Origin of the sequence: Candidatus Sulfuricurvum sp. RIFRC-1 (genome assembly GCF_000310245.1) — a bacterium.
GTDB lineage: Bacteria > Campylobacterota > Campylobacteria > Campylobacterales > Sulfurimonadaceae > Sulfuricurvum.
In genome coordinates, this window is sequence record NC_020505.1 from 1,530,393 (window position 1) to 1,552,765 (window position 22,373).

The 22,373-nt window shown below is 43.3% G+C and carries 16 protein-coding genes; 7 read left to right on the top strand and 9 right to left on the bottom strand.

Annotated elements, in window-relative coordinates; translation table 11 throughout:
- Nucleotides 1–192: 192 nt before the first annotated feature.
- From B649_RS07675 to B649_RS07705, 7 genes are all read left to right on the top strand, one after another.
- The gene (locus B649_RS07675) at nt 193–1,569 is read left to right on the top strand and encodes a TolC family protein (RefSeq protein ID WP_015653952.1); all 1,377 of its coding nucleotides are present in this window, start codon (nt 193–195) and stop codon (nt 1,567–1,569) included.
- Nucleotides 1,569–2,354: an efflux RND transporter periplasmic adaptor subunit gene (locus B649_RS07680; RefSeq protein WP_015653953.1), complete on the top strand. Its 786-nt coding sequence runs from the start codon at nt 1,569–1,571 to the stop codon at nt 2,352–2,354. The genes B649_RS07675 and B649_RS07680 overlap by 1 nt, the downstream gene beginning before the upstream one ends.
- A gap of 8 nt (nt 2,355–2,362) precedes the next feature.
- On the top strand, nt 2,363–3,952 hold the full coding sequence (locus B649_RS07685; RefSeq protein ID WP_015653954.1) for an efflux RND transporter permease subunit: 1,590 nt from the start codon (nt 2,363–2,365) through the stop codon (nt 3,950–3,952).
- Nucleotides 3,952–5,661, top strand: a complete 1,710-nt coding sequence (locus B649_RS07690) for an efflux RND transporter permease subunit (protein ID WP_015653955.1) — start codon at nt 3,952–3,954, stop codon at nt 5,659–5,661. Before B649_RS07685 ends, B649_RS07690 begins: the two co-directional genes overlap by 1 nt.
- Before the next feature lie 42 nt (nt 5,662–5,703).
- Nucleotides 5,704–7,473, top strand: a complete 1,770-nt coding sequence (locus B649_RS07695) for a flagellar assembly protein A (protein ID WP_291750845.1) — start codon at nt 5,704–5,706, stop codon at nt 7,471–7,473.
- 61 nt (nt 7,474–7,534) lie between these two features.
- Nucleotides 7,535–8,971: a protein adenylyltransferase SelO gene (locus tag B649_RS07700; protein ID WP_015653957.1), complete on the top strand. Its 1,437-nt coding sequence runs from the start codon at nt 7,535–7,537 to the stop codon at nt 8,969–8,971.
- 175 nt (nt 8,972–9,146) lie between these two features.
- A complete protein-coding gene (locus B649_RS07705; protein ID WP_015653958.1) occupies nt 9,147–11,726 on the top strand; it encodes a chemotaxis protein CheW in 2,580 nt (859 codons plus the stop codon).
- Between the two features lie 3 nt (nt 11,727–11,729).
- On the opposite strand, the gene B649_RS07710 is transcribed toward B649_RS07705, so the two are convergent.
- The 9 genes from B649_RS07710 to B649_RS07750 form a co-directional block, all read right to left on the bottom strand.
- Nucleotides 11,730–14,660 carry an HNH endonuclease gene (locus B649_RS07710; protein WP_015653959.1) on the bottom strand — a complete coding sequence of 977 codons (2,931 nt, stop codon included), beginning with the start codon at nt 14,658–14,660 and terminating at the stop codon, nt 11,730–11,732.
- Between the two features lie 157 nt (nt 14,661–14,817).
- Entirely contained in the window at nt 14,818–15,033 is a 216-nt protein-coding gene (locus tag B649_RS07715; RefSeq protein WP_015653960.1) for a CDGSH iron-sulfur domain-containing protein, read from the bottom strand.
- A 34-nt stretch (nt 15,034–15,067) separates the two neighbouring features.
- Complete coding sequence (locus B649_RS07720) at nt 15,068–15,640, bottom strand: YceI family protein (protein WP_015653961.1); 573 nt, start codon at nt 15,638–15,640, stop codon at nt 15,068–15,070.
- A gap of 31 nt (nt 15,641–15,671) precedes the next feature.
- Nucleotides 15,672–16,379: a pirin family protein gene (locus tag B649_RS07725; RefSeq protein WP_015653962.1), complete on the bottom strand. Its 708-nt coding sequence runs from the start codon at nt 16,377–16,379 to the stop codon at nt 15,672–15,674.
- Between the two features lie 120 nt (nt 16,380–16,499).
- Nucleotides 16,500–16,949 carry a MarR family transcriptional regulator gene (locus B649_RS07730; RefSeq protein WP_015653963.1) on the bottom strand — a complete coding sequence of 150 codons (450 nt, stop codon included), beginning with the start codon at nt 16,947–16,949 and terminating at the stop codon, nt 16,500–16,502.
- A 381-nt stretch (nt 16,950–17,330) separates the two neighbouring features.
- On the bottom strand, nt 17,331–18,290 hold the full coding sequence (locus B649_RS07735; protein WP_291750847.1) for an Abi family protein: 960 nt from the start codon (nt 18,288–18,290) through the stop codon (nt 17,331–17,333).
- Between the two features lie 402 nt (nt 18,291–18,692).
- Nucleotides 18,693–20,282 carry a phosphoglycerate dehydrogenase gene (gene serA / locus B649_RS07740; protein WP_015653965.1) on the bottom strand — a complete coding sequence of 530 codons (1,590 nt, stop codon included), beginning with the start codon at nt 20,280–20,282 and terminating at the stop codon, nt 18,693–18,695.
- A 58-nt stretch (nt 20,283–20,340) separates the two neighbouring features.
- A complete protein-coding gene (locus tag B649_RS07745; RefSeq protein WP_015653966.1) occupies nt 20,341–20,640 on the bottom strand; it encodes a hypothetical protein in 300 nt (99 codons plus the stop codon).
- 5 nt (nt 20,641–20,645) lie between these two features.
- Nucleotides 20,646–22,301 (bottom strand): 30S ribosomal protein S1, encoded by a 1,656-nt coding sequence (locus B649_RS07750; protein ID WP_015653967.1) that lies wholly within the window; start codon nt 22,299–22,301, stop codon nt 20,646–20,648.
- Between the last annotated feature and the right edge of the window lie 72 nt (nt 22,302–22,373).

Sequence of the window (22,373 nt, forward strand, 5' to 3'; positions counted from 1 at the left end):
TTTGAATCTTTATTTGTCCGAATTTTACCCGAAAGTGGAACGAAATTCAAACCCGATGTAACTTATGGTATGATCTTTACTTGTAAATCCGCTTTGTTTTGAGGGTTTTTAGCTCTATTAAATTCGTTCAAGTGTATAATAAACCTTATACGATTGATTATAACTACAAATACATCATAAGGAATCCTGTTTATGACAAACCTTTCACGTATTTTCAGCGCTTCGCTCTTCATTGGTTCATGCCACCTCATGGCAGCTGGGCTATCGCTCCCTGCAGCACTGGAAATTTTAGACAATAACAACCTTGAAATCAAAACGGCAAATCTCGATCTGCAAAGTGCACAGAGCGATACTTCCATCGCAAAAGGGTACAACTACGGCTCTTTGGACTTTACCCAAAATGCTATGCGTTCAAACGATGCGGGAAATGTATTCGGATTCAAACTCAGTTCACGGGAAGCGGATTTTGGAGATTTCGGATTTAACGATTTCTTAAATAATATGGGATTAATAGGTTCTAACAATGCTCAATTATTAGCAATTCAACCTAAAGACCTTAACTACCCCGGCTATCAAAACTATTTTCAAAGCAAACTCACCTATATGGTTCCCCTCTACACCGGCGGCAAACTAAGTGCGTATAGCGATATCAGCGAAAAAATGGAAAGCATCAAAAAACTCGATGCTGATCAGATGAAAACCGAGAAACGGTACGAATTGCGTAAAAGCTATTACGATATGGCACTCTTGCAAAACTCCATCGACCATATGCAAACAATCCATAAAAATATCTCGACGTTAGAGCGCACAACAAATATGATGATCCAAGAGGGATATGCCAAAAAAGTCGATCTTCTCGAAGTGGAAGCGCGTAAAGCAAACGTAGATCGCAGTATCATAGAGATGGAAGCCAACAAAAAACTCCTCTATCACTATCTCAGTTTTCTCCTTAACGAACATGTTAGCGAAATTGAACTTCCTCGAAACGATTATCCTACGTCAGCGCTCAGTGAAGCGGACATTTTGGCCAACAATACCGATTTGCAAAAAGCAAACAACGGCTTAGAGATACGTGAAAAGATGGTTGATCTCGCCTACGCACCGTTTCTCCCCGTAATCGGGGCTTTTGCCGAAGCTTCAACTGCTGATAATACTTTTTTAGGTGATTTTAGCGATCACAAAGGCTACACAATCGGTGCACGCCTCAGCTGGAATCTCTTTAACGGAGGAGTAGATAAATACTCCCTAGAGAAAGCCCGAATTGAAAAGCTTAAAACCTCTACGCAGGTTGAACTCGCTAAAAAAGGAATTGCGTTACAATATGACAAAATCCGTACCGAAATCGAAAGCTTAAATACACAAGTCAAAAGCTTGGAAAAAGAGCAGGAATTGGCCGATCAAATCTATAAAAACTATGAGGGGCGTTACCATGAACACCTCGCATCAATGTCCGATGTAATTATTAAACAATCGCAACAGATTGAAAAAGTTCTCAACCTTCAAATGGTCAAAAACAAACGAAACGAGCGCATCTTCGCCCTCGAAAAACTTAGTAACGGAGTAAAATAATGAAATTTTGGATCACGACACTCGCACTCTCAGCCACCCTTAGTGCCGCAGGACTTAGCCTCTCAGGAAGTGTTATCAGCGATAACCAAAAAATGATCACCAGCCGTAATATGGGATTTGTCACCAGTGTTAATGTCTCTGAGGGTTCACGCGTTTCCAAAGGACAGCTCCTCTATACCATCGATTCCAAAGAGATCGATTCGGCAAAAACCCAAGTGGAACTCGGAATTGCCCAAGCGGAACTTTCCCTTCAGATGTACCAAAACCAATACGCCAATTTGGAACTGAACTTAGAGCGTAACAAACGTCTTTTGGCTCAGGATATGGTGAGCAAATTCGAGGTCGAAAACCTCGAACTCTCGAAAAAGAATCTCCAGAACATGATCCATATCGGTGAACGTCAAGTCAATCAGGCCAAAGCACGTCTCAAAGAGGTCGATAACCAATACAACTATCTCCGTATCACCGCACCCAACAGCGGTGTCGTCGTTGCCAAAAATATCAAAGTGGGTGAAATGGCAATGCCGGGAATGCCGGCAATCGTACTCTCTGATTTGAACGCTCTCAAAATCGAAGTCGAAGTCGCCGAAAATAATCTCAAACTTGTTCCTGTTGGAAAAAGAGTCAAAGTATCCGTCCCATCGGTAGGTTTCATCGGAATCGGAAAAGTGAGTGCCATCATCCCAAGCTCCAATCCGATGACGCACACGTTTAAAATTAAAGTATCGTTCAGTGCTAGACAAACGGTTTATCCCGGAATGTACGCCACCATTGAAATCGAATAGGAATCCTGATGCACACCCCTCACTCCTACCAACCTACCGATTCTGCCGGAAAACTCGCCAAGGGATTTTTACGTAATCCCCTCACCCCGATTTTGGGGATTTTTCTCCTTATTATCGGTTATATGGCCCTTATGCTCATGCCTCGTGAAGAGAACCCGCAAATGGTCGTCAGCGGTTCCACCGTTATTATCGCCCTCCCGGGTGCTACCGCCAGTGAAGTCGAAAATGTCATTGTCAAACCATTAGAGCGCAAACTCAAAGAGGTTAAGGGGATCGAACATATTCACGGTATGGCGATGGATAATGTAGCCGTCATCAACGCCGCGTTTTATATCGGTGAAGCCAAAGAAAACTCCAACCTCAAAATCTATGACAAAATTATGCAAAACATGAGCATCCTCCCAAAAGGTGCCATGCAGCCCATCATTAAACCGCTCGATATCGATGTTGATATCCCGATTGTCTCCGTCGCTTTTTATTCCAATAATCCGAAAATGGACCCGACGCTCCTTTACGATCACGTCAAAGAGATTCAACACCACATTAATGGACTCCCTAACGTCGCCGTTACCGATATTCGGGGAGCCAAAAAACATCAATACAACGTATTGGTCGATATGAACCGTCTCAGCGGCTATAACCTATCACTCGGACAAATCGTCATGGCAACACAGTCCCTTGCCTATAACGTACCTGAGATCAAAGGGAAAACGCAAAGCAATGAAATCGTCATGATCGGTGTGCGCAACGCGATAGAGAGTGTCGAAGACGTCGGCAATATCATCGTTGCCCAATACGGCGGATCGGCGATCTATCTGCGGGATGTTGCGACGATTACTGCCGGAAGCGATATCCAAAATTTCAAATCAGCTCTCGTCACCGTAAAAGGGGAAGATGGCAAATTCTCACCGCTCAAAGATCAAATCACCCTCACCGTCTCCAAACTCCAAGGGACCAATGCGGTGATTATCGCCGACGCGGTTAAAGAAGAACTCGAAAAATACAAAGAGCAAATGGCCGCGCAGGGGATCAACTACGTTATTACCCGAAATGACGGTGAACGTGCCAATGAAGCGGTTAATGAACTCGTTTTTCACCTCCTCCTATCCATCGTCATTATCGCAATTTTGCTCATCTTTGTATTGGGATGGCGTGAATCGTTGATCGTAACTTTTACGGTTCCGGCGATCTTGGCAATCACCCTCTTTATCGCTTACATCACAGGACAAACCGTCAATCGTATCACCCTCTTTGCATTTTTACTGAGTCTTGGGCTTCTCGTCGATGCGGCGATCATCGTTATCGAAAATATTCACCGCCATTTTCATGCACCGGGAGCGCATGAGAGAGATGCCGATGAGTTGATGATCGAAGCAACCGATGAGATCGGAGCACCGACGAATATCGCGACACTGGCCATTATCCTTACGATGGTACCGATGGCGTTTGTGGGACAAATGATGGGTCAGTTTATGAAACCGATTCCGGCCAATGTCCCTGTTGCTCTCGTCGCATCACTTTTTGTTGCCTATATCTTTACCCCGTATTTAGCAATACGATTGCTCAAAAAACCCGAACACCACGGAGAGACTCACTGATGTATAAAAAATTTGAAAACTATCTCCTCGCCCTTCTCTCTTCACCATCGAAGAAAAAGCAGGTTTTATGGGGTACATTGATCGCATTCATCCTCGCCGTTGCGCTCATCCCGAGCGAACTGGTTTTAGCCAAAATGCTGCCGGGTAAAAACAATGATACCTACAGTATCTATGTCGATTTGGCCAACGGAAGCTCAATCGAACAAACCCGCAGTGTGACCGATTGTACAATCGGTATTTTACAGCATGAGAAAGAAGCACTTGACGCCGAGGTCTTTTTAGGAACAGGGTCACCTCTGGATTTTGCAGGACTCATCAAAGGATCGCATTTCAAAAACAGTGAAAATGTTGCCGAAATCGTTATCAATCTTACCAAAAAACATGACCGTGACGAACCCTCTTATATGATGGTTCAGCGTCTACGCCCGATAGTCCAAAAAGAGTGCGGCAATCTCTATCCTCAGACCAATATTAAATTTGTCGAACCACCGGCCGGTCCTCCGACAATGGCGGCTATCGTTGCCGAAGTGTACGGGAACAACACTGCCGGTGTACGTCATTTAAGTACACGTATCGAAGGGGTATTCCAAAAAACCGAAGGTTTAGTGGATATCGATATTATGCAAGATGAGATTTACGATAAATTTGAGGTTCGTGTAAACAGTGACAAAATCACCCGTTCAGCCCTTGATGTCAAACACGTCAACGACATCCTCTATCTAGCCTTTGAGGGGATGGGAATAGCGGTTAAGAACTCCCAAAATGCAACCGATCAAATCCCGATTTTCTTGACCTTGACCCCTGAGGGAAAGAAATTCGCATCACGTGATCAACGTGCCATTGAGATGAAACTCTCCTCTCTCACCCTCCTCAACGGCATGGGGATGATGGTACCGATCACCGAGGTTGTCGATATCGTTGCGGTTAAATCCAATCCGATGATTATGTCAAAAGATCTTCATCAAATGACCAATGTCGTCGCTGAAACCGACATGGTTTCACAAGTCTATCCTTTGATGGATGCCCGCAACATGATTTTGGACACGTTTAGCGATGAATACGAAATTCATAAAATCGGTCTCTTCAATCTAGAACTGATTGATAAAAAAAGCAAAGAGCGCTATGAGTTGTTGTGGGATGGCGAAATGGAAGTCACCCTCGATACGTTTGTCGATCTCGGCGGTGCTTTCATCGCGGCACTGATCCTTATTTTCTTGCTGATGGTGATTTACTACAAAAGTTTTATCCTCAGCGGTATCGTATTGCTCGGAAGTTTCCTCTCCATCATCGGCGTTCTTTTCGGTCACTTGATTATGGATATCTTTACGGCGGATACCTTCTTCCTCACGGCGACGTCACTCATCGGCTTTATTGCCTTGATCGGTATCAGTTCTCGGAATTCACTACTATTGATCGATTTTACCAAATCGCTGATGGTTGATAAAGGGATGCATAAAAAAGAGGCGATCGCCTATGCTACCGCAACGCGTGCAAAACCGATTTTCCTGACCGCAGCCGCCATTATCCTCGCATCGACCCTTTTAGCCAGTGATGCCGTATTTGGAGGGCTTGGAGTTTCTCTTATTTTTGGTACAATAGCAGCAGTCATCGCGTCGCTCATTGTTGTACCGGTTCTGATTCATAACTCTGAATTGGAACGTCATTTCAATTTTCATGAGCGTAAAGCGGTCTCGATAATGGAGCCCTGAGAAACCGTGTTTACCCCAATCATTCAGACATCTACTAATGTTATGGCTGATTTGCTTCAGACTGCGAATGCTCAGGGTATCCCTGCGGATGATCTTGACTTTGATCTCCTCTCCTATGAAACCTATTTCAAAGGGACCATTGACGAAGATTGGCAAAATCTTCGTGATTGTATTCTTTTAGATCGTACCACTGAAAGTGAAATCCGTTCAAAGATTTTTATCATTCGACAAGAGTATCAAATCCGCATTCATGAATACAAAGCGCACCCTTATCTCGATTTACGTTTTTCTCTCGCAAGCGACAAATCCAAATCCAAAGTTGTTGCCATCATCGAGCCCTCTTCCAAAATTCCCCTAAAAAAAGGGGTTCAAGAGTGGCTGAAAGAGGCAATAAGAGCTAAAATGCTCCGTCATGAGTTTCTTGTCGGACTCTATGATGGTAATCTTGATCGTGAGATCAATCGTCTTCTGTTAAAAATCCAAAAAGAGGGACCGCTGAGCGCTCACTATAAACTTCCCATCGGAGAATTCTTCCCTCCTGTTCTCCCGATTGACGATAAAATTATTCTCCATTTTAAACAAAACAAAGAATCAAAAAGTTTTATTGAAGGGGTTCAGCCGGGAGAATTGATTTTTGAATATATTTTCCCTAAACATGGACGCGACGGACGGGGATGTGATGGAAGTTTCATCGAAGTACCCGAACCGAAAGTTAAATACGCCTCGTATATCGTTATCAATGAAGAGACGATCTACAGCGAAGAGGATGCAAGCAGTATCCGTTTTTACGCCAGTGTTTCAGGTTTTGTAGAACGTAAAAAAGGCACTTTTACCGTTTCCCAAGAGCTCCATATCGAAAGTGCAAGTTTCAAAAAAACCGGTTCCATTGAAACAGGCTTAGAAAAAGAGATTTCTCTAAAAATCAAACGTAATGAATCCAACGAAGATTCGATCGGTTCTGGCGTTACAATCGATGTTCAAAAACTCGATGTGAGCGGTACCGTCGGCGGAAATTCAAAAATTCAGGCTTGCGAAGTGAATATCGGAGCGCAAACCCATCGCAATTCTCATATCAATGTTACCGAAGTGGCCAATATCCATCTTCATCGCGGCAATCTTACCGCCAAAGAAGCCAACATTGATATCTTAGAAAGCGGAAAAGTCGAAGCCGATATCGTACGGGTAAAAAAAATGGTAGGAGGAGAACTTACTGCTCGTGAAATTCATATCGATATCCTCTATTCCAATGCCCGTATTACGGCTCTCGAATCGATCACTATCGGGACGATTGAAGGGGAAGGAAATAAGCTCATCATCGATCCCCACAGTATCGAATGTTATCAGGATAAGATTTCTGCCCTAGAGATTGATATTCGGGACAAAGTCTCCCGTATTCAGATGGAGAGTAAAGAGTTTGCGAATCGTCAACTCTCATTTAAAGAAAAAAACAGCCGCATCAAACAGATACAGCAACGCGTTATCAATGCACAGAAAAGCGGAGCTGAATCGATGAAGGCCGATCTTATCCGTCTGCAACAGTACAAAATCGAAGCAGAAACTCTTAAAAAATCGCATGAGGATATTAAGCTCTCCGAAGAACATCTCATTGCCCTGAAAGATGAACTGAATAAACTTTACGCAGCCGATTTACATGCCGTAGTAACGCATCACGGTATCTATAACGGAAAAAATCGGATCGTTTTTATCGATCCTAAAACCCGTCAAGAATACGGTATAACTCCGGAGGGAAAAGTAACGCATATTCGACTTCGCCAAGAGGGTGATGAGAAAAAAATACTATTAGAATCCTAAAAAAATTAAATTGCTTTTCTCTTCATGAGAGAGTTTTACCTTTTTGCGGTAAAACTCTCTCATGAAATTATCAAACCTAACCCTTAGCACTCCCTATTTATCCCTTGATCCGATTTTCTATCATGAAGTCGCTCCGGCTCCTCTCAAAAACCCAAAACTTGTCAGCCACAATCTTGAAGCGTTAAAGCTTTTGGGGCTTGATCCCAACGATCTCAATCTTACAGAGCTTGAAAAACTTCTCAACGGAACGCTCCAGTTCAAAGGCTCACGACCCTACGCCATGTGCTATGCAGGCCATCAGTTCGGCTATTACGTACAGCGTCTCGGAGACGGACGTGCCATTAATCTAGGCTCTGTAAAAGGGTGGAATCTTCAACTTAAAGGTTCAGGGCAGACCCGCTACTCCCGTCAAGGCGACGGACGTGCCGTATTGCGTTCTTCAATTCGCGAGTATTTGATGAGTGAAGCGATGTACGGGCTTGGAATTCCGACCAGCCGAGCATTAGCAATTATCAGTTCCGATGAGAAAGTGGCACGTGAGAGATGGGAATACGGAGCCATTGTTCTACGTCTCGCTCCCTCATGGATACGGTTTGGAAGTTTTGAGTATTTCTTTCATACCAATCGGCACAAAGAACTCGAAACATTAGCCGATTTTTTACTTCACGAATCGTTTCCGGAGTTTGTCGGAGTTGAAGATCCTTATCTCACAATGTTTGGTTCAATCGTCAAACGAACCGCAGAACTGATAGCGCAGTGGCAATCGGTCGGGTTTAACCACGGGGTGATGAACACCGATAATATGTCCGCTATCGGAATCACTATCGATTATGGTCCTTTTGCCTTTATGGATACCTTTGAGAGCGATTACATCTGCAACCATACCGATACGCAAGGCAGATACAGCTATAACAATCAACCCCGAATCGGTTATTGGAATCTGGAGCGTCTCGCCCACGCTCTTTCACCGCTCGTCACTCCCGAAAAACTTAAAACCGAACTTGACCGTTACGGCGATTATTTTACCACCCGACTTATGGAGCTTTTACTTGCCAAGCTCGGGCTTGATACACCGCATAAAAATGACAGTGATCTGCTCAGAGCGTTGTTTACCCTTATGGAAAACGGACGAATCGACATGACCCCGTTTTTCCGTACCCTCAGCCGATACGATGGAAATCGTGACACACTGCTTTCGCTCACGCTCGCACCGAACCAGCTGAATGAATGGCTCGATCAGTACGATGAACGGCTAAGCTTAAATAGCTCGTCCGTTGAAAAACGCCACCAACAAATGCTCCGCACCAATCCGAAATATATATTGAAAAACTATATTCTCCAAGAAGCGATTGAGGCGGCAGAAAAAGGGGATTTTAGCCTTGTGAATGATCTTTTGAAGTTAGCTCAAAATCCGTATGACGAGCATGAACTATTTGACCGTTATGCAGGCATTACACCTCCAGAACATAAAAATCTCAAACTCAGCTGTTCATCGTAACGAACAACCTGAGTCGTATTTCCAAAAAAGTCTATTAAGTAATCACCTCTTTTGTAATCATTCTGCAACGTAATAAAAAGTGATTATTTTTTGATCAATCCTCCGGCTATTTTTTTTTCATTGCTCTTTATACTGTCACCGTGCAACCTAAAACCTTTTTCGGAGAAGAACCGTTATGCAACACAACCACCTCATCAGCTATATGAGCGATGTTCAAAATTTTGAAAAAAACATGAACACCCTCTCAGGAAAATGGGACTTACTAACCCTTCTGGGGTCTATGTCCAATATCGGTATGGATACCAGCGAAACACGTAAAGCATTTGAAGACTTACTGGATGAGCCTCTGTTACGTCTGATCGAAGAGACCTTTAACAAAAGCCTCAATGAACTTGAATCCAAAGCCCAAACAGCGATTGATATCCTGATCCGAAATCTTTTCGAGCGTACTGCCGACATCGGTTTTCTGGCAACGGATGATGACATTCGCGACTACCTTCTTTTTTTACAGACAACCGATCTCTCCACATCCGAGGAGATACGTGAAATTAAAATCAAGAAAAAAGAGGCCCTCACCGAACGCTTTAGAGAATACGTAGCCAAATACAGCGTCTATGAGAATATTATTCTCCTCGATACCAAAGGAAAAGTGCTCGTACAACTCGATCATACCAATCCGGTTACCTTTTCCAAAGATCCCCTGCTCCAAGAATCGCTGCGTACCTATCAAGGGTATGTCGAAACCTACCGACCAAGTGATCTCACCCATCACAAACCCTCCCTCATCTACTCTTACCGCGTCTGTAACCCGCAGAACGAAGAACCTATGGGTGTGTTGTGCCTGATTTTTCGGTTCGAAAATGAGCTGCAAAGCATTTTTCAAAAGCTTACCCGTGAGAATCCCTACATTGCCCTTGAACTTCTAGGCTCTAACGGCGAGGTAATCGCCTCCACATCTACGCATCATGTGCCGGTAGGATCGTATTTGAATCCACGTAATAATGAAGATCATCAAACCTATTACGCCGGTTTTGAATACCTCTACAAATCGGTAAAAACCACAGGCTATCAGGGGTATAACGGTTCAGGGTGGATCGGACATGCAATGGTACCGATCCATTTGGCTTTTCGTTCCTCTTCACGCCCCTCATTTCAAAAGAACACCCTCTTTGATTCGGTAACAAATGCAAAAGCCTTTTTCCCGCAAGAGCTCAAAGAGATATTGAACAAAGCCAAAAAAATCCAAAGCGAGCTCGATATCACCGTCTGGAACGGCAATGTCAAAATCGCCAATGCAATCGGACATGAAAGCCCCTTTACCAAAGCACTTCTCTCTGAAATATCGAAAACAGGTGAAGAGACCAAACGGATTTTTGATCATACGGTCGCCAATCTCAATACGGCTATGATGATCCAGTACCTTGAAGCGTTAAAATTCCAGTCCTCACTCGCGATTGATATTATGGATCGCAACCTTTATGAGCGGGCGAATGACTGCCGCTGGTGGGCATTGACAACGACCTTTCGTGAATGTTTATCACACCCCAATATCAGCGATGAAAATCGAAATAAGATGAATTCGATCTTGGGTTACATCAACGGTCTCTACACCGTTTACAGCGCTATCTTTCTCTATGATCGCGAGGGGAACATCGTCTCTGTTTCCAATCCTGATAACAGCTCTATGATCGGAAAGAAAATCGGGTATTCGTGGGCATCCCAAACCCTAAATCTCAATACTACGCAAGAGTATGTCGTATCACCGTTTGAACCAAGCCCCTATTATGACACCCGCTCGACGTACATTTATAATGCCTGTATCCGAAATTTTAACGAAGAGAATGTCGGTGGAATCGGTATCGTTTTCGATTCAGAATCTCAATTTGCAGCGATGTTACACGATACGCTCCCCAAAGATGAAAACCACCAAATCCCCGAGGGGATGTTTGCCCTTTTCATCGATCGCAACGGACGTGTCATCTCCTCAACAACCGATGAGATACACGTCGGCGAGATTCTTACCCTCCCTGACTCACTCTTAAACCTTGGTTCAGGGCAAAGCGATGCGCAAATTCTTCCTCATAACGGAATCTACTACGCACTCGGAGCTACCTGTTCAAACGGATACCGCGAGTACAAACAAAGCGACGGTTATAAAGATGATATTATCGCCCTCCTCTACCGCCCTGTCGGTGAGATCCAAGCCGTTGAATCCGAAGCTCCGGTTCAACGCATTTACACCTATCCAAAGGCTAATGGAACGGAAGAGACATCCGAAATTTCAACCTTTTTCGTCAGCGGATCGCTTTTTGCAATCGAATCGAAAAATGTCGTCTGTTCTCTCGTACATCAAGAGCTGACCTCCATACTGCACGCCAGTGAATACAATCTGGGAGTCATCAGTTACGATAAGCGGATGGTGAGTGTGATTTCATTAGCAAAATTGCTCGGAATGGAGAAAAAATACGATAAAGAGAGCGATACAATCATTCTGGTCAAAGCGGTTATCGAAAAACAAGTCGTTTATCTCGGGCTCGCCGTCGATGCGATTTTCAGCAGTCCTGAAATTCCATTGCGTTCAATCAGCCACTACAGCAACGTTTTGAAAAATGAGAACTCGCTGACCAAAGCGGTCATTATCCCCGATAATGCCGAAGATTTCGGTAACGAGATGATCTCGATCCTTGATATCCCGAAAATCTACGGACAGCTGATACAGCCCTACTCCCGCCCGCTTCACAAAGTGATGGCGTAAGCGTTATTGTTCAGGAGCCTCACTGTAGCTGAGCCGTAAACCGTCCTCACTCATCACAAATCCATGAACGGCAATTTTCCCCTCATGGACGAGGCGATGGTGCTTGGAACACAGCGGAATGAGGTTGTAGCGGTGATTCATCCCGTAATGTCCGATCGATCCGCCATCGTCCGCATTGGCTTGAGGGACGATATGGTGCACCTCATCAACCGCTTCGTCACACAATGCGCATTTGGTCAAAAAGAGTTTATTATTGTAACGGCTCTTTTTCTCCCGTTTCAGCATCGAGGCATCATGCGCTTTGTCGGTAATCCGTCCTCGGATCTCGTAGGCCTTTTTCAAAAAAGTCTCGTCCATATGAAGTGATTTGGCAAATTCCAACCCGTACAGCGTTGAGCCGCTTCCGCTTTTAAGCTTGCGGTCATACACCAGCTTATCGCTCGCCTCATCGTAATAGACTCCCAGATGGAGCAGCACGATTTCCTGCGCTTTTTTGATCTCTTCGAGAGAGGAGAGCTGATGAAGGTGGGTTGCAAAGATAAACATACTCCCGATCTCACGGAGTTTGAGAATGGCACTCGCGACGATAGCCAGCGCCGATTCGGTTTCGGTACCGTGACTGATCTCATCCCCTAAAACAAGGGTATTCTCAGTGGCACGGTTGAAGATATTACGCAGTTCCAGCATCTCTACGGCAAATGTCGAAAGCCCTTTGTAAAGATTGTCTTTGGAGACGATACGGGTGAGAAGCTTATCGACGGGAGAAAAACGCATCATGGCGCACGGAACAAAAAATCCCCCCTGCGCCATCACAACGGATAGCCCGATACTTTTCATCAACGACGACTTCCCGCTGGAGTTGATCCCGTACAACAATACCCCTTTGATATCCTCGCCGTTCTCGATCGTCGAATGCTCCTCATAGGTATGCTGACTTACCGCTCCCAAGAAAAGATCGTTCGGGATAAAAATACCGTTCTCTTCGCGCGATTCGATAAGAGGATGACGTAGCCCGACCGTCTCGATAAACGCTTTAGGAGATGGAACGATGGAAGGGCGGATATAGCGGTATTGCTTCGCACATTTTGCACCGCTTAAACTGACATCCACCACGGCAAGAAAGGAAATCAAATGCTCTATCGCATGGGAAAAACGCCGTTCAATCTCTTCGAGGTGTTCACGATAACGCTCCTTGACCTGCGCAATCATCCGCGATTTCGCCCCCGCATTTTCGATGGAGAGTTCATCGAGGAGGCTAGAGGAGAGTTTAACCGCCGTTTTGAGTTTACGCACCTGAAAATCACGAAAAAAGTAATGCTGATTGTCCAGCGTAAAAAAGCTGTTATGAAGTGCCTCTTCGACGTTCACATAGCGGTTACGGGTCATAAGGAGATGATACCCCTCGCTCTCCAGCCATCCGATAGAAGCGTATGATCCCCCTGACTCAAAAAAGGTATCAATATGTCCGATAATCGTATTGAGCTTAGTGAGGTTATTATTTTGGAGCACTTCGAGCGCATCGATGGAAGGATCAATCCCCTCATTAAAAAGGTTCTCATCGATCTGATCCCGCCGAAACTTCGCACACGCTTCGATATTGAAGATGCGTCGGAGTTCAGAAGCACAATGAGCGCATTCCTGCGCACTCGATTTATCATAAATAATTTTGAGTCGGTCGGCATCGGCAAATAATGATTCCGCCGCACTCAGCGATGCGTAAAAATAGGCCAGCTCAAACGGATGAAGTTTCCCCAGTTTAAGACGGCGCAAGATTCGCTCCAAATCGTAAACCTCTTTGAGCTTCGTCTCCAACGGCGCAATGTGCTCAGCCATTTTATCGATCAAATCGTACCGCTCTTCGAGGAGTTTCACATCACAGATAGGGTTCAAAAGTCGCTCACGCAACAGCCGTTTCCCCATCGCCGTGGAGGTTTTATCGATCAGTTTGAGAAGGGTCATCTCATCATGATCGCGGGATATGATCCCCAACTGCTCCGCCGCATTATTCCCCAGATACATATAGCGATTCGTCCCTAAAAAGGTCGGACGGTTCATCTTCTCGATAATCCCCGCATCGTGGTCGATAATGACGTTGATAAGAATACACAGCGATTCGGAGGCATAAGGGTAGCGCTCCAAATCGAGATACTCGATGGGGCTGAGAAGTGAGCGTATCTGATAAATCCGCTCGAAGAGTTCGTTTTGGTAATCGATCCGCAGACGCTTCTCGTTCATCGAGGTACGATGGTGATTTTTGATCTCCAGATAACGGTTCACTTCCTCACGGTCGATATCCCCCGCACAGAACGTCACCACCACCTCGGAGGTTTGGTAGCTCTGCAAGAGGGTAAACACTTCATCGAGAGCATACGTTTTGTCTTCACGGGTTCCGTGGATTTCATTGATCAGGGTTTTCCCCGTCCCCACATCGATCGCAGAGTAACCGATCGAATAAACCCCGTTGTTCTGATCGATCAGCAGTGAGGCGATATAGTTCTCGCTCGCTTCGGCGATGTAATCGAAATTCGTCCCCGGAGAGATGATATTGGAGATATAGCGGCGGATATGAGGAACTTCCCCCTGCTGACGAACGAGGACGATGGTGTATTTTTTCGACTGCACGAGACGTGATAGATACCGCTCGATGGAGACGGTCGGAACCCCTGCTAATAGAGGGTTTTGGATGGAGTTTTCTAAAATCGTTTTGTTTTTACGGGTAAGCTGAATGTTGAGGAACTCGGCAACTTCCTTCGCTTTGCCGATCTTCATTGATTCGTTATTGACTTCATATACCTCAAAAAACGATCCCACTTCGATGATGACGAGGGTATCAGGACCGTATTTGGCCTCACATACAGATTGGAGTTCGAAATAAATTTCAGAGAGGAGCTTACTTTTATCTTGTAACAGTGCTCCGATCTCTTCTGTACTCATCCTATCTCCGCATCATCTCGTCATTCCCGACCTGATCGGGAATCCAGCTCAAATTTAATGATTTGATTATAGCGAAGCGGGGCTAAATCTTTCTCTCGTTCCGCCTCTCACCTAAGACAAGTCTTAACATTTAACGCCCGACACGTATAGTGAAATACTATTTCGTATGACTTCCGTCACAAAACGGCCCATTTTTACTTTTCTTGCAACTGCACAAATAATACTCTTTACTTTCTTCTACTGAAAAAACACTAGGAGTAAAGTCTGTCCCTTTATGAGCGCCATCACACAATACGCCGTCCTTGCTTTTTCCGCATGTGCAGAAAAAATATTTTTTATTAGCTTCCAATTCCATTTTTACAGGTGTTGACATTCTTATTCCTTTTGTATTTGTATAACCTCTGACCTTATTTAGCCAAAATCCCTTCAAGCTGAATATCGAGTTTAACGTCTTCTCCAACTGCTACACCACCGGCTTCGAGGGCAGTATTCCATGTGATACCGTAATCTTTACGGTTTATTTTACCGCTAAGACCCAGACCAATACGCTGATTTCCCCATGGATCTTTTATAACACCGTTATTCTCAAGGTCAAGAATAACATTTTTTGTAACGCCGTGCATTGTGAGATTTCCGTAAGCTTTTTCCCCTTTCACGTTATTAAGAGCAAATGTAATCTCTGGATATTTTTTTGCATCAAACAAGTCCGGTGTTCTTAAGTGATCGTCACGTTTTTGGTTTGCGGTATTGATCGAGTTGACATCGATTTTCCCCGTTAATGCTTTGATTGTTTTTGTTTTTTCATCGTAGCTGATTGAACCGCTAAATTTATCAAATTTACCGTTCACATCCGAGATCATCATATGCTTGATTTTGAAGCCGACAGTTGAGTGATCCGTATCGACGTTGTATGTTCCTGCGAACAAAGACGCAGTACTTAGTATTCCGAATGCGATAAGGGAAGAGAATGTTTTTTTCATGGTATTTCCTTTGTGTTTTAAATTAGTAATGTTAGTGCATCGGCACATCAAACAATAGAACCTTAGACTCCGCTAGTGCTAAAAGCGTATATTCCTCCTCATCTTTGATTTGTATCTCATCTCGTTCATTTAGAGTGTGACCAGCAATTTCAATAGAACCTTCCATCACAAAAATAAGCCGTCCATGCTCAGACTTGACTGGGGCAACAACGATTTGTGCGTCTTTATCCAGATGGGTTGAATGGATTGCTGCATCTTGGCGAATTACCATAGAACCTTCTCTCCCATCACTTGAAACCAAAACTGCCCAGCCGTTCGATTGATCGATATTTGCAAGATCCCTTTTGTCATACGTCGGTATGGCATTTTTATAGCTTGGATGAATCCAGATCTGATACAGCGCCGCATCCGCTTCCATAGTTGCATATTCAGAATGCTTAATTCCTGTACCGGCACTCATATACTGAATCTCACCCGCTTTGGTAATTTCGTGATTTCCTTCAGAGTCTTTGTGTTCCAATGCTCCTTTGGTAACAATGGATACGATTTCCATATCTTTATGGGGATGCATTCCAAACCCCATTCCCGCTTCAATGATGTCATCATTGATAACTCTCAATACCCCAAACCCCATCCGTTCAGGATTAAAATATTCAGCAAATGAAAAACTAAACCGACTGTGAAGCCATCCGTGTTCGGCTGTTCCACGCTCATGTGCGCGATGAATGATAAATGACATTTTTTTCTCCTTCTGTTGTGCTAAAAGTATCATTGGATACGTAAGAAATAATACTTTTAATAGATCTCTTCTGTTCATGGCAACCTAACTATTACTAACTAGTAGTATTTGGGTAAATTTTTATTGCGCTTTTTCGAGTTTACGCAACAGCTTTGAGACGATTTCAAGCTCTTCTTCGTTTAGCCCAAGGTCATACCAACAGCTTAAATTGCTCACATGAGTAGGAAAAATCGACGCGATGAGATCACTTCCCTCTTCGGTAATCTCAAGCATTTTGACGCGACGATCTTCTTCTGATGGAGCTACCCGGATCAGCTTCTTGGACGCGAGGTTTTTGACCACAACGGTGATGTTCCCGGGTGTACTCAAAATAAGTTTGGTAATTTGTCCTACGTTAAGATTCCCGAGATGATACAAAGCTTCAAGAATTGCAAATTGCGGCAAGGTAAGCCCTTGCGCTTCCATCCACGCCGTCTCTTTTGCACGTATTTTCAAAAAAGTTCGAGAGAGTTCAATGTGCGAACGCAAAACTTTGTCTTCATGAATGCCATAACCTTTTGGACGTTTCATCTAAGCCTCCAAAATAAATTTGATAAGAGAATATTACTACTAATTAGTATTAATGTCAAGGAAATATTTTTTTTCTTATATATTAAAAATGGGTCAGGCGTTAAATGTTAAATATGAGGTGGAATGCAGACTGACACTATACACTCCCACTTAGAAAACGGGAGCGAGAGAAAAATTGATAGCTTTGATAGAAAATTCGGTATTCCCGATGAGATTGCGCAGGGTAGGAAAGAGTTTGTGTTTAAGTTGTAATATTTAGCAAATCGTTACATTTTCACTCACAATCCCTAAACCAGCTCTATTTAATCATTTTACACACCGCTTTGTTTAAAGTTGATTTGTTATAATTTCTCTACTTACGGTGAGCCTCTGCACGCACGCTTACCTTGTTCTGATAAACCCCAAGACAAAATCTTCCAATTTACTTCTCAATCCATCCAAATTATCCGATGCAAACAGATTGATTAAATCATCGACCGTTTTGAAGTCATTCGCATCTCCTAATAACACATGAAGCGAATAATAGACATCTAGTATTTTATGCTCGTAAATTGTTTTTCTAAATGCCGTGTGTGCGCCAAACGCTTTCAACCCTCTGAAATTTCGATTGAAAATTCTACCATTATGAGCACATCGGTTACGAAGCTCTTTGAGTCTCAGCAGATAGTTTAAAAACAGTTCATGGCTGTAGAAGCCGAATTTTTTTCCCAATAATTTGAGGATGTCATTACCGTCGATTTGTAGCTTCGAGATGATATTTATCAACGTCCCAAGCGTCGCATTTTCAATGAAATAGTGAAATGGTGGGTAATTGATATCTTTCGTCGTATTGACAGCTACCATCGGCTCGCTTTTAATGTAATCGATTTGGTTCGATTGGAAATCATACGTGTTGAGATAATAATCACGATAGTGAAGATAAATTTCTTTCTTCTTTTTCGGATTAGGCTGCTGCACCTCCCAATCTTGAACCGATTCGAGTGGCAGGATGAAAGGCTCCTTGTAATTTTTGGCAAGGAGATAACAAAACGGATTATTGGTGATAGCGTAAACGATTTCAATGAGATAGGCTTTCATCCTAATTTCAATCGTGGAAGTCATAAAAAACAGTTTCGACGATAACCGCTTATCAAAATCGTGGATGAAGATGATATCGTCAATCGAATAATCGGATAGATTGTTTCGGAATGCTTTAACATAGCCTTTGAATCGAAAAATTCCAATATCTAAAACCGTCTCTTCGATATTCGCATCACTTTGAGTCACCGTTTTTTGCAAACCATCGTTATAAAGGGATTGGAGATAGGAGGCAACATCAAGCCGTTTATAGTCATATTTCAAAGTTGCCCCTTTATCCATTAGCCGATATTTTAGCTCAAACCCCTAAAATTTAGATTTATGCGACAAATGCGTTTGCCGTACTCTTTATAAATTTTACCAATTGAATCTTTGGTGTATTTTTTTAAAATTACATTTTTCAATTCAGAATTCAAAAATAAAAATGGGTCAGGCGTTAAATGTTAAAGATGAGATGGAATGCAAATATATATTAGGCTTCTTGCATAACCTGTTTTTTCGTTCATGGTGAGCTCACGTGCCCTTTGGGTATATCGAACCATGAATGAAACACCCTTCGACAGGCTCAGGGCGAACGGGATCATATAGTTAAGTTAGGATTATACAAGAAGTCTATTCAAAAAAAAGATTGCTGGATTCCCGCCTAAGCGGGAAGAGAAGAGAAATTTAGATACGAGCGTAAGAGACGCTGATACAAGCGTTAAGGGCAGAGAGTTCTTTAATGGTTTTATCATTAACAGCAGAATCAACGATAATTACCGCAAGAGCTTCACTGCTTTTGTTGCGTCCGAGACGGAAATCGGCGATATTCACTTCATGTGCCGCCAGCAACGTACCGACTTGACCGATAACACCCGGAACGTCAGTATTTTTGAAAAGGATCATGTTCCCTTTCGGTTCAACATCGACGCCGAAACCGTTGATGTCAACGATACGCTGAACGTCGTCATTGAACATGGTCGCACTGATCTCAATCACGTCTTTATCGGTAGTAAGTTTAACGGTTACAAGATTTTTGTAAACAGGGCTGCCTGGAAGCTCTTCGGTTTCGATTTTGATACCGCGCTCTTTGGCTACGAAATCAGCATTTACGTAGTTGATTGTATCCCCTGAGATATCGGCTAATGCACCGACAGTGACAAAAGTAGCCAATGAGTTAACGTACTCCGCAATATCACCGCGACCGCTTACTTTGATTGAGACGATTGAGGCTTTATTAATTTGAGACGCTAGAAACCCTATCTTCTGACTCATTTCCAAAAATGGCTTAACAAATGATGGAATTTTAGTCTCATCAATCGGTAAGTTCAAAGCGTGTGGATACGCAATCCCTTTTGCCGCTTCGATTGCCTGCTGTGCCGCTTCAAGAGCAATCCCCAGTTGAGATTCAAACGTATTGGCACCCAAGTGTGGAGAGACACAAATGTTGTCAAGATCAAGGAGTTTATGATCGGTTGCAGGTTCTTTGTTAAATACGTCGATACCGGCAAAGCGTACTTTACCTGATTTAAGACCGTCATAGAGGGCATCTTCGTCGTACAATCCACCGCGTGCACAGTTGATAAGAACCACACCGTCTTTCATCTTCGAAATTTCATCGCTTCCGATCATACCAACGGTCTCTTTGTTTTTCGGAGTGTGGATAGTGATGATATCACACGCCAAAATATCTTCAAAATTCGTCGTATATTTAACACCGACATCCGTCGCTTTTGATGGGTGGATATATGGATCATAAGCAATTACGTCCATCTCAAATGCTTTGGATCGAATACCGACTCGGCTACCGATATTACCGAAACCGATGACACCGAGTTTTTTGCCTTTAAGCTCGTATCCGTACCATTTTTCACGTTTCCATACACGCTGATTTTTCAAATGATCGTGTGAATACGGGAACATTCGCATACATGAGAGCATGTGCGTCATCGTGAGTTCAACGGCAGCGATGGTATTCGCCGTCGGAACGTTCATGACGATAATCCCCTCTTTTGAACATCCCGGAATATCAACGTTATCGACACCGACACCGGCGCGGACAACCGCTTTTAGTCTACCTTTGGCTGCTTCGATGAATTTATCATCAACATCGGTAGAACTGCGGGTAATTGCAACGTCTGCCTCTTTAATGAGATCCAAAAGAGCCGTTTTATCCATATCAGCCGCAAAAATCATCTCTACTTGATCATCACGACGGAGAAGATTCAATCCCTCTTCATGGATATGATCACATACAACAATTTTATATTTTTCCATTACTTTTCCTCTGTGAACGGCGGTACAGTCGCCATGATTTGGTAGGTTTTTAGTTTTGTTACAAGGGATGCGCGTTCGATTTTTTAATTTGATTCGGTTCTGGAAGATCAGTTCCCTCTGAAATGTCCAGATTTAATGTTATTTCATTAACAGGGTAAAAATACTCTTTCTCATCGTTACCGGAAAAACGGCTTATCCAGCTCTTTTCATCACGTGAAGCTTCGGCAGGGAGAACCTCTTCAATATCGGAGATCTCAACTTTTGGTGCCGAAGGATTTATTTGGATCAAGAAAATAGTAATAAACACCGCCACTGCCAGGGCTATAAGGGGAAACAGCCAATATGCAGCGCGTCGCATTCTATTTATTTCAATTGATCTTTAATCAAATCACCAAGACTGTGTGAATCGTTATCATTGATCTCATCCAACATTTTTTGATCTTTAATACGCTCCAGTTTTTTAACTGAAAGACGGATACGATCACGTTTTGCATCGATGACTAAAATAGCCGCTTCGATTGTTTGACCGATTTCAAGCTCTTCAGGTACAAGAGGATAAAGATCTTCGTTACGGATAAGGGCATCAACTCCACCTTCCAATGAAACGAATACACCGAAATCTTTCACATCACGAACCGTAGCTTTCACTACTTCGTTCATTTTATGGCTTGTTGCGAATTGGTCGATTGGGCTCTCTTCGAGAGATTTACGGTTCAATGAGATTTTTTCATCATCACCATTGATTTTCGCAATTTTTACTTCGATCTCTTCACCTACTTTGAGAGTATCTTTACATTTGACGTTTTTGTCCCATGAAAGATCTTGATTGTGTAACAATCCCTCTACTCCGCCAACTTTGACAAATGCACCGAAATCGGTCAAAGAGGTAACGGTACCGGTAACAGTATCACCCTCTTTGAATTTTTTGGTAAATTCTTCAAACGGTTTTGGTTGAAGACGTTTGTACGATACACGTAATTTATGGGTTTTAGAGTTAATTTCGATAACTTCAACATCAATCTCTTGACCCACTGTGAGGTAGTCTTTAGGATGTTTGATGTTTTTATCCCATGTGATTTCAGAGATGTGAAGGAACCCTTCGATGTCGTTACCAAGGTCAACGAAAATACCGTACGGCTCGATGTTGCTGACAGTAACCGTGATAGTATCACCCTCTTCCAATGCTTCTTCAACCTCTTGCCACGGATCGGATTGTACCGCTTTGATTGAGAGTGAAAGGTGACGCTTGTCTTTATCGTACGCAATCGCTTTTACGTTGACAATATCACCCTCTTTGTAAAGTTTAGATGGATTAACCGGCCCTTTGTAGCTGATTTCATTGTAATGAACCAACCCGTCGATTCCTCCGACATCAACGAACATACCATAGCTGGTGATCTTTTTGACAGTACCTTGGATAACTTTATCCTCTTCCATCAACGCGTCAATCACTTCTTTCTTACGCTTACGCTCATCATTGAAAAGCTTACGACGAGAAACCACGATTGAAGCCTCAGCAGCATCAACTTTAACCACTTGTGCTTTGATGGTTTTACCGACAACTTGATCGGTCTCTTTGAACGCCGCAAGTGAACGAGGAAGGAAGAAGTGGACATCGTCCGCTTCCAAAAGGTATCCACCTTTGTTTTTCTTGGTCACTAAAGCTTCGATGACCACTGACTCGAAATCTTCTTTATGTGCATTGATAAACGCTAATGTTTTCTCTTGCTCGAGCACTTTTTTATAGGAGATTTTTGGACGCTCGTTGTAGTGTCCCATCACCATTACCATGATTTTATCGCCGACGTTAAAAAGAAGATTTCCCTCTGTATCACGGATTTCATCCAATGAAAGAATACCTTCAAGTTTTTCACCGACGCCTACCAACGCACGGTTGTCACTCTCTTGGATCTCTACGACTTCACCTTCTGTAATGCGTGTGGATTCTTGCTCTTTGAACGATGCCTCCAGCATTTCAGCAAAATTTTCTTCTTCAAATGCTTCGTTATCGAAAGCCATGCCTATTCCCTTGTAACTAAAAATTGGCTGATTATAGCGAAAAAATGCTTGTTTTGAGATTAGGAGGGAGAA